Origin of the sequence: Pantoea stewartii subsp. stewartii, assembly GCF_008801695.1 — a bacterium.
Classification (GTDB): Bacteria; Pseudomonadota; Gammaproteobacteria; order Enterobacterales; family Enterobacteriaceae; genus Pantoea; species Pantoea stewartii.
The window spans coordinates 1-336 of sequence record NZ_VZPF01000294.1 but is presented as its reverse complement, the minus strand read 5'-3'; the positions used below and the strand labels follow the sequence as shown (position 1 = coordinate 336).

General features: G+C 53.3%; 1 protein-coding gene and 1 pseudogene. Both read right to left on the bottom strand.

Translation table 11 applies throughout. The annotated features are described in order from the left end of the window. On the bottom strand, positions 1-280 hold a 280-nt coding region (locus F7Q90_RS26240; protein WP_249042852.1), incomplete at its 3' end, for a pentapeptide repeat-containing protein. Positions 281-286: 6 nt separating this feature from the next. Continuing rightward, positions 287-331: pseudogene (locus F7Q90_RS28080) on the bottom strand (hypothetical protein); the annotation flags it as partial. Positions 332-336 lie beyond the last annotated feature (5 nt).

Genomic DNA, 336 nt, shown 5'->3' with positions numbered 1-336 from the left:
GATTGGCATCGCTCAGGTTGGCATCGCTTAGGTCAGCTCTTTTCAGGTCAGCGTTGCTCAGGTTAGCGTTGCTCAGGTCAGCTTCACTCAGGTACGCCATTGTCAAGTTAGCATGGGCTAGGTTGGCACCGCTTAGGTTGACATTTGGCAGGTCAGTTTGGTTCAGGTTGGCATTGGTCAGGTCGGCTCCGCTTAGGTTAGCGTTGCTCAGGTCAGCTCTTTTCAGGTCAGCGTTGCTCAGGTTAGCGTTGCTCAGGTCAGCTTCACTCAGGTACGCCATTGTCAAGTTAGCATGGGCTAGGTTGGCTCCGCTTAGGTTGACATTTGGCAGGTCAG